General features: G+C 32.4%; 5 protein-coding genes and 8 pseudogenes. 5 read left to right on the top strand and 8 right to left on the bottom strand.

Features of this window, described 5'->3' with window-relative positions; all coding sequences use genetic code 11:
* Window positions 1-39: 39 nt before the first annotated feature.
* Window positions 40-433 (top strand): annotated as a pseudogene (locus AC1RYN_RS03790) (sulfite exporter TauE/SafE family protein); the annotation flags it as partial.
* A gap of 10 nt (window positions 434-443) precedes the next feature.
* Here the strand turns inward: AC1RYN_RS03790 and hemN are convergent.
* The 6 genes and pseudogenes from hemN to lpxD form a co-directional block, all read right to left on the bottom strand.
* Window positions 444-1805 (bottom strand): annotated as a pseudogene (hemN, locus tag AC1RYN_RS03785) (oxygen-independent coproporphyrinogen III oxidase).
* A 120-nt stretch (window positions 1806-1925) separates the two neighbouring features.
* A complete protein-coding gene (locus AC1RYN_RS03780; protein ID WP_481805890.1) occupies window positions 1926-2189 on the bottom strand; it encodes a hypothetical protein in 264 nt (87 codons plus the stop codon).
* A gap of 306 nt (window positions 2190-2495) precedes the next feature.
* Window positions 2496-2876 carry a hypothetical protein gene (locus tag AC1RYN_RS03775; protein ID WP_481805889.1) on the bottom strand — a complete coding sequence of 127 codons (381 nt, stop codon included), beginning with the start codon at window positions 2874-2876 and terminating at the stop codon, window positions 2496-2498.
* 99 nt (window positions 2877-2975) lie between these two features.
* A pseudogene (locus AC1RYN_RS03770) lies at window positions 2976-3396 on the bottom strand (DoxX family protein).
* A gap of 106 nt (window positions 3397-3502) precedes the next feature.
* Window positions 3503-5132, bottom strand: a pseudogene (locus tag AC1RYN_RS03765) (acyl-CoA carboxylase subunit beta).
* 169 nt (window positions 5133-5301) lie between these two features.
* Window positions 5302-6301 (bottom strand): annotated as a pseudogene (lpxD, locus tag AC1RYN_RS03760) (UDP-3-O-(3-hydroxymyristoyl)glucosamine N-acyltransferase).
* Between the two features lie 603 nt (window positions 6302-6904).
* On the opposite strand from lpxD, the gene AC1RYN_RS03755 reads away from it, so the two are divergent.
* Window positions 6905-7531: a phospholipase A gene (locus AC1RYN_RS03755; RefSeq protein WP_481805891.1), complete on the top strand. Its 627-nt coding sequence runs from the start codon at window positions 6905-6907 to the stop codon at window positions 7529-7531.
* Window positions 7532-7569: 38 nt separating this feature from the next.
* On the opposite strand, the pseudogene prfB reads toward AC1RYN_RS03755, so the two are convergent.
* Window positions 7570-8670, bottom strand: a pseudogene (prfB, locus tag AC1RYN_RS03750) (peptide chain release factor 2).
* A gap of 152 nt (window positions 8671-8822) precedes the next feature.
* Here prfB and AC1RYN_RS03745 point away from each other — a divergent pair.
* Window positions 8823-9843, top strand: a pseudogene (locus AC1RYN_RS03745) (threonine aldolase family protein).
* Between the two features lie 177 nt (window positions 9844-10020).
* Here AC1RYN_RS03745 and AC1RYN_RS03740 read toward each other — a convergent pair.
* On the bottom strand, window positions 10021-10341 hold the full coding sequence (locus tag AC1RYN_RS03740) for a YbaB/EbfC family nucleoid-associated protein (protein WP_481805888.1): 321 nt from the start codon (window positions 10339-10341) through the stop codon (window positions 10021-10023).
* 139 nt (window positions 10342-10480) lie between these two features.
* On the opposite strand from AC1RYN_RS03740, the gene AC1RYN_RS03735 reads away from it, so the two are divergent.
* A complete protein-coding gene (locus AC1RYN_RS03735) occupies window positions 10481-12541 on the top strand; it encodes a S9 family peptidase (RefSeq protein WP_481805887.1) in 2061 nt (686 codons plus the stop codon).
* Between the two features lie 71 nt (window positions 12542-12612).
* Window positions 12613-13654, top strand: a pseudogene (gene capA / locus AC1RYN_RS03730) (cysteate synthase).
* The last annotated feature ends 482 nt before the right edge of the window (window positions 13655-14136 follow it).

The raw sequence follows: 14136 nt of genomic DNA, 5'->3' as shown, positions 1-14136 counted from the left end.
AAGGTTAATACATGCTCCTGTTGTTAGGGAGGCAGCACCTATAGGCTCATTTCAAAGATAAAAACCAATCTTGGGAGGCATTTTTAGAAACAAAAGCTATAAGTCACTTTTTATTATTGGAGTACTTAATGGATTTTTGCCATGCGGAATGGTATATGTAGCATTGTTTGGAGCTATTGCTATGCAAAGTGCCGAATTGGGTGTTTTATATATGATCTTGTTTGGCTTAGGAACGGTTCCTTTAATGACCAGTGTAGTATATTTTAATTCGTTTATTTCACAATCAACTCGCAATAAATTTCAAAAAGCAATTCCTTATGTTGCTGTTATTATTGGAGTTTTGTTTATTCTGAGAGGCTTGGGTCTTGGTATTCCGTATTTGTCTCCATCAAATATGAGCTTATTTGTGCAAGAAACTCCTAATTGCCATTAACTAGAATTAGTTAAATAGTCATTGAAAACAAACTTGTTTCTGGAGCTTTTCTCTTTAAATGTAAATCAAAAGCCATACAAATATTACGTACAAAAGGTTTTCCTGCTTCTGTAACGTTTATTTTTTCATTCTCAATAGTGAGTAATCCATCGTTCTCCATTTTCTTTTAGTTGAACTAAAATTTCAGGTATCTCTTTAAAATAATCACTTTCTTCGCTCCAGGTAGTTTCAAATTTACACATCAAGTTTAGTATGTGTTTTCTAATAATAAGGTCTTCTTGAGTTAGTATATGCCCTTTTACAACAGGTAGTTTGTCCCATTCTAATAATTGATAGTAATCTTCTATGGATTTTACGTTTTGAGCAAAACTGTACCAGCTATCGCTTATTGATGAAACTCCTAATCCAATCATTAATTGCGTTTTAGAAGCACTGTACCCCATGAAATTGCGATGTAATTTTCCGTCTTTAAAAGCAGTATATAAATGGTCTGATTTTAGAGCAAATGAATCATCAATTTCATGATATTCATTTTTATATAATAGTTCTTTCCCAATTTCGTATAATTTTCGTTTTTGGGCATCTTTAGGGACGTTCTCATCACTAAAACCTCTTTGTCCGTTCCCTTTAATCCAAGGAACATGTGCATAGCTATAAAAAGCAAGACGATCAGGCTGTAATGAGTTTGTTTTCTCTATGGTGTCGATAATATCTTCAACTTCCTGAAAAGGCAAGCCAAAAACTAAATCATGACTTATAGAAGTATAGCCAATTTCTTTAGCCCAAAATGTCACTTTGGCTACATTATGAAAAGGCTGCTCACGATGAATAGCTTTTTGTACTTCTTTAGAATAATCCTGAACACCGTAACTTACTCTTCTGAAGCCTAAATTATATAGTTTTTGTAAATGTTCGTAGGTTGTATTATTAGGGTGCCCTTCAAAGCTAAATTCGTGTTCTTTGGCTTTGTCTGCATAAGAAAAAATGCCGTTGATTAAATCTTCGAGATTTTAGGGGAGAAGAAAGTAGGTGTTCCTCCCCCCAAGTGAATCTCTTTTATTATTGGTCTTTCGTTAAGAAGCTTACAGTATAAGCTCCATTCTTTAATTACAGCTTCTATGTATGGATTCTCTACATCATGGTTTTTCGTAATTCGCTTGTTACAACCACAAAAAGTGCACATGCTTTCGCAAAAAGGCAAGTGAATATATAAACTAATTCCATCTTTTTGATTGCTTTCAGCAAATGATTTCTGTAAAGATTCAATCCAAAGTTGATAGGTAAAATCATTCTCATTCCAGTAAGGAACCGTAGGATAGCTTGTGTATCTTGGCCCTGGAACATTGTATTTCTGTATCAACGAATTTTTCATAATAAAATATTTAATGGATATCAAAATTAATTAGAAACCTAAAATATTAAAATGATAATTATCATAATGTATTACAAAAAAAAAGAGGCTCACTTTTGAGCCTCTTTAACGAATTAAAAACTAATCTGAAATGCAATCTTGGATGATTTGTATCCATTTTTTACCTAATTGTTGATCTTCATGTAAACAAACTTGATTTATTTGATCGTCTTCAATGTTGTAAAATGGAATTACAATTTTTTGTCCTGTAGTTTTATCTTGAAACTCAAAATCAATTTTTATAACTGTATCTGAGCTTGCATCTGTTGTTGGTACTAATCGACAAGATTTAACAAGATTTAAATCTATAAATGAACTTTCATTTTTCCCTTCATTGAAATTCATTGAGATAAAACCTTTATTTTTTTTATCTTATAACAGAATTTTTTTGTTTTGCGATTCGGTTAAATCAATTTTGAATTTTCCATTTTGACTGTATTTTTCTTTTATAGCTTGAATTCTAGCTTTTGTTTAGAGAATTTGAGCGGTAAGAGAAATAAAGAGGTAAAAGTGATATTATGGCAAGTGCAATACCGATGATAGTTACGGAGTTATCCATTATTGTTTTTTTTTATTTAAAATTTAATTATATAGCATGAAATAATAAACAGAATGCTATTTGCAAACTGTTTACTTCAGAGAAATTAATCTTCAATAAATAAAATCATGAGATTTAATTACCAGAAATAATGGAAAGGATAAGAGTAATATCGAGATTTTCTTTCTCTGATTTATAATTTGATCTGCAAAATTGAATGTGCTTCTTTGTATTTTGTAATCTGGAATTACAATCAAAAATGTATCAAACCATTTAGATAGAGAAGGGCTCGGATAATTTGTTTTTAAATCGGCTACAACATCGAAATTTGCCTGAGGTTGTATAAAAGCCGAAGTTTTGATAGTATCAGGGGTAATATTTGAGTCCGTTTTTTGAGGTTGAATTACATCAATAACAACTTTGTCTGCATTATAAGCAGATAAAAAGAGCATTAAGAGCCCAACAAAGATGATTGCTTTGCGAATCCAAGTCATATTACAAATCTAATTGATAAAATGTAATTTAAGTACCTTTTAAGAAAAAAATAGCATAATATAAGTGGATATGTTGGTCTCTAAATGTTTTTAGATTTATTATTGCTGCATTTTAAAATAATAATCGGCTGAATGCTTTCCGCTGCCATAAAAAAAGAAAAATAAGCATACAATAAAGACACAAATAGCCAATAGTAAATTTTGTGAATGCATCTCGCCAGTGAAGTTCACTAAGATTGCTCCTAATAAGATAGGATCCGCGCACCGATTGCCCATCGTGTAAGCAGTCCAAAAACAATCATGATACCTCCAATCATGTGGGCTGGTGCTATGTAATGTAAAAGGAACATTCCACCACCAAACTTGTCAATTGGAGATATTAAATCATGTAAATACTGGATATTATTACAGAAGAAAACTCTTTCATAAACAAAAATATCCCCAAAGCAATACGTAATAAATCTACAGGTAAATAAGTGTGCGCATTTGCCCATTTATTTAAATTTTTTACATTTTCCATGATACTATAATTATTTTAAATAATAGTACTAAGTTACTAATTTTTAGCTATATAGTTGTTTTTAGCTGTAAAAAATAATGCTATAAATTTTTACTTATTTTAATAATTATACCTGAATAACACCGAGATTAAATGGTTTTGTAATAGGAGAGTGGTTTGCAGCTTCGATTCCCATCGAAATCCACGTGCGTGTGTCTAATGGGTCTATGATGGCATCTGTCCATAATCTGGAAGCCGCATAGTATGGAGAAACTTGTTCATCATAGCGAGCCTTTATTTTTGCAAATAATTCTGCTTCTTTTGCCTCATCTACGATTTCTCCTTTTGATTTTAAAGAAGATGCTTCTATTTGTGCCAATACTTTTGCTGCTTGTGTTCCTCCCATTACAGCTAATTCGGCGCTTGGCCAAGCAAAGATTAATCTTGGATCATAAGCTTTACCACACATCGCATAGTTTCCTGCACCATATGAATTACCTACTATAACGGTAAATTTTGGTACTACTGAATTACTTACAGCATTTACCATTTTTGCACCGTCTTTTATAATTCCGCCATGTTCTAATTACGAACCCACCATAAAACCTGTAACATCTTGTACAAATACTAAAGGAATTTTTTTCTGATTACAATTGGCAATAAAACGAGTTGCTTTATCTGCACTATCGGAATAAATTACTCCTCCAAATTGCATTTCACCTTTAGCAGTTTTTACTACTTTTCTTTGATTAGCCACAATTCCTACTGCCCAACCATCAATTCTTGCATAACCAGTAATTAAGGATTGACCGTAACCTTCTTTATATGCTTCAAACTCCGAATTATCAACCATACGCTTAATGATTTCCATCATATCGTATTGTTCATTTCGCGCTTTTGGTAGAGATCCATAAATTTCTGTTGGATCTAAAGCTAGTTTTTCAGACTTTAATTCGGTTATAACCGGCTTTGTCGTAATCACCAATTTTATCTACAATATTTTTTATTTTATCTAATGCATCTTTATCGTCCTTAGCTTTATAATCGGTAACACCAGAGAATTTCGCAATGAGTAGTTGCTCCACCTAATGTTTCGTTATCAATTGTTTCTCCGATGGCTGCTTTAAAATAGCTTCCAGCAAGAAAAATACTTCCAGTTTTATCTACAATTAAAGCTTCATCACTCATAATTGGTAAATAGGCCCCACCAGCTACGCAGCTACCCATTACAGCAGCAATTTGAGTAATTCCCATACTACTCATTTGAGCATTATTATTTCTAAAATTGCGTTTTAAAATGCTCTTTATCTGGGAAAATTTCATCTTGTAAAGGCAAATAAACACCTGCACTATCTACAAGATAAATTATAGGCAATCTGTTTTCCATAGCAATCTCTTGTGCTCGTAGATTTTTTTTGGCAGTAATTGGAAACCGGCACCTGCTTTTACAGTAGCATCATTGGCAACAACAACGCATTGCTTTCCTCGTACATCTCCTATTTTTACAACAACACCTCCAGATGGACATCCGCCATGTTCGGCATACATTCCGTCTCCAACAAAACCACCAATTTCTATATATTTGAATTTTCATCAAGTAAATAATTAATTCGCTCTCTTGCAGTCATTTTACCTTCCGCATGAAGTTTTTCTATGCGTTTTTCGCCACCGCCTAATTTTACTTTGGCAAATTTTTGTTTTAGCTCAGAAAGTAATAGTTTATTGTGATCTTCGTTTTTATTGAAGTTTAAATCCATAATAATATAGTTTTTTAACAAAATAGTGTCTGCTAATTTACGAAATCGATCGAAATAAACAGTATAATTAATTTGTTTTAAAAATTGAAATTGTAAAGTGCTCAGAAACAATTATAAACAAAAAAACAGAAGAGAACTTCTGTTTTTTAATATAGTTAAGATATTGTTTTTATTTTTTAGAATCACAAACTAATCGTTTCAAGATTGCCCATTGTTTTAGTGCATCACGAGCTTCTACAGCTGGATATCCTAACATTGTTTTACCTGCAGGGATATCACCAGTAACTCCTGATCCAGCACCTACAATAGCACCATCTCCTATAGTTGTATGATCTTTAATCGAAGCACTTCCACCAATGATAACTCCGTTGCCTAGTGTTACAGAACCCGCTAAACCACTATTTCCAGCCATAATACAAAACTTCCCTAGTTTGCTGTTGTGACCTATTTGGACTAAATTATCAATTTTGCATCCATCACCAAGAATAGTTGAGCTGAATTTTCCACGATCAACACATGAATTAGCTCCTATTTCTACTCCGTTTCCTATGATTACATTTCCGATTTGAGGAATTTTGACTAATCCTTTTTCGCTACACGGACGAAATCCGAAACCATCTGCTCCAATAGTTGCGTTAGGATGTATGATACAATCACTACCAATATGGCAACGCTCGCGAATTACAGATCCAGACCAAATAGTAGTGTTTTCTCCAATAGTACATTCGTCAAGTATAGTTACATTTGGATAAATAGTTACATTATCGGCTAGTTTGACTTTAGGCCCAATATAGCAACCAGCTCCAATTCGAACACCTTCGCCAATAATTGCAGATTCATCTACAATAGCTCTAACGTGTATATTATTATGGAAAACTGGTGTAGGTGGTGCAAAAAGGGCTAATATTTGTGACATTGCTAAATCGGCATTTTTTACTTTTATGAATGCTCGATTTTCTCCTGGTTCTATCGAAATGTCTTCATTAACAATGGCGACACTGGCTTTTGAGGCTTGCCAATGTTTTTCATACTTCTTGTTTCCAATGAACGAAATTTCGGTATTGGTGGCTTTGTCTAATTGTTCTGTTGCGGTAATATTCTGTGAAGTATCACCATAAATAACACCATTAATTACTTTCATTAAGCTCTTGAATAGAATAGGATTTCATTTATTATTGATTAGTTTAGGGGTTGCGTGGTATTTTTTGCCAAATAAAATCAATTAGTATTTAATTACCTAATTATATTTTGATGGATTGTAATAAAAAGATAAAATAATAATCTGATTATTATAAAAACGTTATTAAATCTATTAAATTGTTGATAGTTTTTAATTTGTTAAGAAAGATGGTTTTTTTTGGTGTTTATAGCGCTATACTGCATGATTTAGTAAATAAATGAGGTTGTGATAGATGTAATATTTTAATGTAAATGTGTAACAATAATAATTCTTTAGGATGTATATTTATCACAAAAATTAATGAAATTTTTATGAAATTATTTTCTGTTAAAAAAGCACTTATTTTCCTATTGTTTAATTCTGTGCTTACTTATTCACAAGTTAAAGACATGTTTAGTAAGCCCACTGAACTTCATACTATATCTGAACGATGGGAATTAACTCCAGAATCTTCAAACGGGACATTTTTAATAACACCATATAAGTCTATTTATGTCCTACCTGCTAATTGGTATAGTTCGCCAAATGAACATCCTTATTCTGGAAATGGTAAGCCAGAGTATGTTGCACCTCAGGTACGAATTATAATAATATTGAAACAAAGTTTCAGCTTAGTTTTAAAACAAAAATTCTTCATAATGCTCTTTTTGGAAAAGGAGATTTATGGGTTGGATATACACAAGAATCACAATGGCAGATTTACAATGAAAGTTTATCAAGGCCATTTAGGGAGATTAATTATGAGCCTGAAATTATTTTTAATTATCCACTTAATTTTAATGTTTTAGGTTTTAACATGCGAATGGCAGGTGTTGCATTTAATCATGAATCAAATGGGAAAGGATTACCTTTTTCCAGAAGTTGGAATAGAATTATTTTTCATTTAGGATTTGATCGTGATAATTGGAGTGTATATGTGAGACCTTGGTTTAGGCTTCGTTCAAAAAAAGATGATAACCCCGATATTGCTCAATATATTGGGCGTGGTGATATAAATATAATTTATACCAATAGTAAAAGCGTGTTTACTTTTACTGGAACTAATAATTTAAGCTTTAATAGGAATAGGGGAAATGCAGCATTTTCATGGTCATATCCAATTGTTGGAAATTTGAAAGGGTTTCTTTTGGCAACACATGGTTATGGCGAAACCTTAATAGATTATAATAATCTGCAAACTACGATAGGAGTAGGAGTTTCTTTAATTGGCCCACTTTAGGATAATAAAAAACCCAGCATAAAAGCTGGGTTAATAATTTAAGAGTCTTCTTCTTTTTGTCCCATCATCATTAAGAATGCTTTTAGGAAAGGGTCGATTTCACCGTTCATTCTCCATCAACATCGCTGGTTTCATAACCTGTACGGACATCTTTGACTAATTTATACGGTTGCATCACATAATTTCGAATTTGTGATCCCCATTCGATTTTCATTTTTCCTGCTTCGATATCGGCACGCTGCGCTTGTTGCTTTTTTAATTCGATTTCATATAATTGAGATCGTAACATTTGCATAGCCCGCTGTCTATTGTCTTGCTGTGATCTTGTTTCAGAACATTGAATTTGAATTCCAGTTGGTTTGTGAACCAATTGAACTTTTGTTTCTACTTTATTGACATTTTGCCCTCCTGCACCGCTAGAGCGAGAAGTTGTAATTTCAATGTCGGCAGGATTGATATCAATTTCAATACTATCATCAACAAGTGGATAAACATAAACTGATGCGAATGAAGTATGGCGTTTGGCATTGCTATCAAAAGGAGAGATTCTAACTAAGCGATGTACGCCATTTTCTCCTTTTAAATAACCAAAAGAATAATCGCCTTCAAACTCTAGAGTAACGGTTTTTATACCTGCTACCTCACCAGCCTGAAAATTAAGTTCTTTTATTTTATAGCCATAACTTTCGCCCCACATCATATACATGCGCATAAGCATTCCCGCCCAATCGCAGCTTTCGGTTCCGCCGGCACCAGCAGTTATTTGAACTACCGCACTTAAACTGTCCCCTTCATCAGAAAGCATATTTTTGAACTCAATGTTTTCAATATGCAATTGTGCGGCTTTGTAATGTTCATCTAATTCTTCTGCAGAGATCGCTCCTTCTTTATAGAAATCATAGGCGATTTGCAATTCATCAGTAAGTTCAATTGCTTTGTTGTAATCTTCGATCCATTTTTTCTTGTTTCTCAGATTCTTTACAATGACTTCGGCTTCTTTTGCATTGTTCCAGAAATCGGGTGCAAAAGTCTTTTCTTCTTCGTTTGCAATTTCAATTAATTTGGCATCAACGTCAAAGATACCTCCTCAACGCACCAAGGCGCTCTACAATACCTTTTATTTGTTCGGTAGTTGTCATAAATTATTAGTAGTTTTAATAAGATTTTTATAAATAACTCGTTTTTGTGTTTAACTGTTTTGTAATGGGTTAAATTTTATATAACTTCATTGAATTAGAAAACACGAAATACGTAATTTTGTTGGACAAAAATAAGATATAGTTTTTAGAATATGGAAATAAATTTAATTAGCGATACAATCACCAAACCTAGTATTGAAATGTTGCAATACATGTTCAATGCTCAAGTAGGAGATGATGTTTACAAGCAAGACCCGACGGTTATTGAACTTGAAGCTGGAGTAGCAGCAATGTTTGGTATGGAAGCAGGGTTATTTTTTCCATCAGGAACAATGGCAAATCAAACCGCAATAAAATTACATACACAACCTGGAGAGCAATTAATTGCTGATAAATATGCACACGTTTTTCATTATGAAGGAGGAGGCGCTTCATTTAATAGCGGTGTTTCTTGTTGTTTGTTGGATGGAAATCGTGGTATGATTACCGCCGAACAGGTTGCAGGAGCTATTAATGATCCAGAATTTTATCATAGTCCGCTTACAAGTTTAGTATGTGTAGAGAATACTACTAATAAGGGTGGGGGCGCATGTTACGAACTTGAAGATTTAAAAAAAATAAAACAAGTTTGTGATGCTAATAATTTGAAATTCCACTTAGATGGCGCGAGAATTTGGAATGCTTTGGTGGCTAAAAGACAAGATCCCAAAGAATTTGGAAAACTATTCGACACTATTTCGGTTTGTTTCTCTAAAGGGTTGGGTAGTTCAAATAGGTTCGATGTTATTAGGAACCAAAGCTGATATTAAAAGAGCATTGAGAATTAGAAAGATATTAGGCGGAGGAATGCGTCAGGTAGGTTATCTTGCTGCTGCAGCAATTTTTGCCTTAGAGAATAATTTAGAAAGATTAGCAGAGGATCATCGCAGAGCCAAAGAGATTGCCGCAGTTTTAAGTACAAAACATTGGGTTGCTTCAATAGAGCCTGTAGAAACTAATATTTTAATTTTTTCTTTACAGCCTAATTTTAGTGAGCAACTTTTAATAGAGAAATTGAAACAGAAAAACATTTCGATAAGTTCAATGGGACATGGGAAGCTTCGTATTGTAACCCATCTTGATTATAGACAAGTAATGCATACTTATGTTTTAGAAACCTTGCAGAAGTTATAAAAAAGATTCAAAGGTTCAACGTTTACTAATTAGTGTAAAATATTTGAGGCTTTGAATTTTTTATCCATTTTAAAATGATTATCTATTTTGCAATAGCGTAAAATTTTAAAAGCTCTATTTAAATAAAAAAGGTTCAAAGTTTACCGATGTCGTAAAACCTTTGAACCTTTTTTTATCTTATTTAAACAAATCATCCATTCCAGGAATCATTGGCATGTCCATTTTTGTAACAGCATCAAGCTCTGTTTGGTTAACATCTGTAGCTTTTTCTATTGCTTTATTTAATGTTACAATTAGATAATCTTCTAACTGCTCTTTATCTTCTAGTAAAGAATCGGCAATTGTAATTGATTTTATTTTTCGGTTAGCTGTCAAAGTAACTTTTAATAATCCATCAGCGCTTTGCTCATCTATTAAAACCGTGTCTAATCGTTTCTTTGTGTCCTCTATTTTTTGTTGGGTTTCTTTAAGTTTTCCCATCATTCCCATTAAATCCATTTTCGGTTGTTTTTAAATTATGGAACGAAATTACTAATTCAATTTTAAAATCAAGTGTTAATTTAGATAAAAAAAGAATATAGTTACGCGTTCGTTTATGTTATTTTTGTAAATTCATTTTAAAATTAAAATTCAGAAAATGCCAAATAAAATTGCTGCTCCAATAGCTAAAGAAATTCCTAAGTCATTAAAAAAGCATAAAGAAGTTAGAATTGATAATTATTTTTGGCTAAATGATAGAGAAAACCCTGAAGTCATTGACTATCTAAATCAAGAGAATGCCTATTACGAAAGTATGACGGAACATACGAAAGATTTGCAAAAAGCATTGTATGAGGAAATGAAAGCCAGAATTAAGGAAGATGATGAGTCGGTTCCTTATTTTTACAATGGATATTTTTATATTACTCGTTTTGAAACTGGTAAAGATTACCCAATTTATTCCCGAAAAAAAGAGAGCCTAGCAACTGATGAAGAAATCCTATTTGATTGTAATGAATTGTCTGTAGGGCATAACTATTTTAAATTAGGAGGTCTGAGTGTAAGTCCAGATAACAAATTTGTGTCATTTGCACTGGATATTGTTGGAAGAAGAATTTATACAATTCAGATTAAGAACTTAGAAACAGGTGAAATTCTTTCTGATAAAATTGAAAATACTACTGGTGGCTCAGTTTGGGCAAATGATAATAAAACTCTATTTTATACTAAGCAAGATGAGGTTACATTGCGCGCCGATAAAGTTTTTAAGCATAAATTAAATACTGATTCAGCTAATGATGTATTGATTTTTGAAGAAACAGACGATACTTTTAATGTTTCTGTTGGTAAAGAAAAATCACGAAAATATATTGTAATTAGTTCAGGAAGTACATTGACTACTGAATATAGAACATTAAACTCTGATAATCCAGATGGTGAGTTTGCTGTTTTTCAGCCTCGTGTTCGTGGTTTAGAATATAGTATCTCTCATTTTGAAGACCATTTTTATATTCTAACGAATAAAGACAAGGCTACCAACTTTAAGTTGATGAAAACGCATGAAAACGCTACTGGAAAGAAAAACTGGAAAGACCTTATTCCGCATAGAGAAGATGTTTTATTAGAAGACATTGAGATTTTTAAAAATTATTTGGTTGTTGAGGAGCGCTCAAACGGCTTGAATCACATCCGAATCATGCCTTGGAATGATGAATCAGATTATTATTTGCCTTTTGGAAGTGAAACATACAGTGCTTTTACTACCACTAATGTTGATTTTGACACTGATATTTTACGTTACAGTTATCAATCTTTGGCAACGCCATCTTCGGTTATCGATTTTAATATGAAAACGAAAACCAAAGAAGTTTTAAAAGAGCAACAAGTTTTGGGAGGTGAATTTGATAAAGACAATTATATCGAAGAACGTATTTGGGCTACTGCTACAGATGGTGTAAAAGTGCCTATTTCGATGGTTTATCGTAAAGGATTAGAAAAAAACGGTAAGAATCCGTTATTGCTTTATGCTTATGGTTCATATGGGATTACAATGGATACTTATTTCTCATCAACGCGATTATCGTTGCTAGATAGAGGTTTTATTTTCGCAATAGCCCATATTCGAGGAGGTGAAGATTTAGGAAGACAATGGTATGAAGATGGGAAGTTATTGAAAAAGAAAAATACTTTTACAGATTTTATTGATTGTTCTAAATATGTAATTGAACAAAAATATACTTCTCCGGAGCATTTATATGCTGAGGGAGGCTCTGCAGGAGGGCTTTTAATGGGGGTTGTCGTAAATTGGGCTCCAGAATTATATAATGGAGTAATAGCACAAGTACCTTTTGTAGATGTTATGACCACAATGTTAGATAGTACTATTCCGTTAACTACAGGAGAGTATGATGAGTGGGGAAATCCTAATACAAAGAAATATTATGACTATATGTTGTCTTATTCGCCATATGACAACGTAAGTGCTCAAAAATACCCTAATATGTACATTTCTACGGGGTTACATGATTCTCAGGTACAATATTGGGAGCCAGCCAAGTGGGTGGCTAAATTAAGAAATAAAAAAACTAATAATAATTTATTATTCCTAAATACGAACATGGATGCGGGGCATGGCGGTGCTTCCGGACGTTTTGAAGCTCTAAAGGAACTAGCGAAAGAGTTTAGTTTTTTATTAGATTTAGAGAAAATTAAAATGTAATTAGATTTTTTTTGTTAAATTTGCATCCTGTCGAGGTTAATTTAAAAATACCCTCGATTAACTATTTTTTTATGAAAGAAGAAATAACTGCTTACAACAACGTTTTAGAATTAATAGGCAATACACCGCTTATTAAACTAAATAAAATCACAGAAGGGTTAGAAGGTAATTTCTATGCAAAAGTAGAAGCTTTTAATCCAGGACATTCCTCAAAAGATAGAATTGCATTATATATTATTGAAGAGGCCGAAAAGAGAGGGATTTTATCGCCAGGAGATACAATTATTGAAACTACTTCCGGTAATACAGGTTTTAGCTTAGCAATGGTTAGCATTATAAAAGGTTATAATTGCATTCTAGCTGTAAGTTCAAAATCATCGAAAGATAAGATTGATATGTTACGTAGCTTAGGTGCCAAAGTATATGTTTGCCCCGCGCACGTTTCTGCAGATGATGAACGTTCTTATTATAATGTTGCCAAAAGATTACATGAGGAAACCAAAGGTTCGGTTTATATTAATCAATATTTTAATCAACTAAATGTTGATGCACATTATAATACTACCGGACCAGAAATTTGGGAACAAACAAAAGGTCAAATAACGCATCTTGTTGCTTGTAGTGGAACTGGAGGAACAATCTCTGGAACTGCAAAATTCTTGAAAGAGCAAAACCCAAATATCAGAATTCTAGGAGTTGATGCTTTTGGATCAGTATTAAAAAAATACCATGAAACAAGAGAATTCGATAATAAAGAGATTTATCCATACCGTATAGAAGGTTTAGGAAAAAATCTAATTCCATCAGCTACAGATTTCGACATCATTGATAAGTTTATAAAAGTTACAGATGAAGAAAGTGCTCATGCAGCTAGAGAGATAACAAGAAAAGAAGGCTTATTTGTAGGATATACATCTGGAGCAGTAATGCAAGCGATTAGACAATATGCAGAGGAAGGTGAGTTTACTAAAGATAGTAATATAATAGCAATATTTCCTGATCACGGATCACGTTACATGAGTAAAGTATTTAGCGATGATTGGATGAACGAACAAGGATTCTTTGACAGTGTCAATGAAGAAGAAATTTCAAAAAATTGAATTTGTAAAGTAGATAAAATACACTTATATATTAAAAACTCCAGATATCTCTGGAGTTTTTTTGTTTTTATAACGATGTATTAGAATAGTTGTTTTTAATTTATTACAGTGATAGATTAATTAAAGGTGCTAAAAGTTCCTTTGAAATATAAAAAAGGAATATTAAGCAGAAACAAGCGTAGATAGTAATGATTTTTGCAGATAAATCAGTAAGAGGGCTTTATGATGATCTTAACGTGGTAGTTATTGTTAGGTTGTAAATGGAAACACAAAAAATAATGGTTAATAATACTAATTATTTATTCGAGAGGACTAATTTATTAAAAATCATTAATATATTTTCGAAAAGAAATAGAATTGGTTTGGATAAATTATAAAAGCTACACCTTTTGAGATGTAGCTTTTTTATTCTTTAATTTTTGAATTTAAGACCTCATTTCTAACATTAAACTTATCTAATTATTGAGTTTAATTTAGATCACCTAAAATTATTGT

Source organism: Flavobacterium sp. TC780 (genome assembly GCF_056783245.1).
This window is presented reverse-complemented; position numbering and strand designations above follow the sequence as displayed.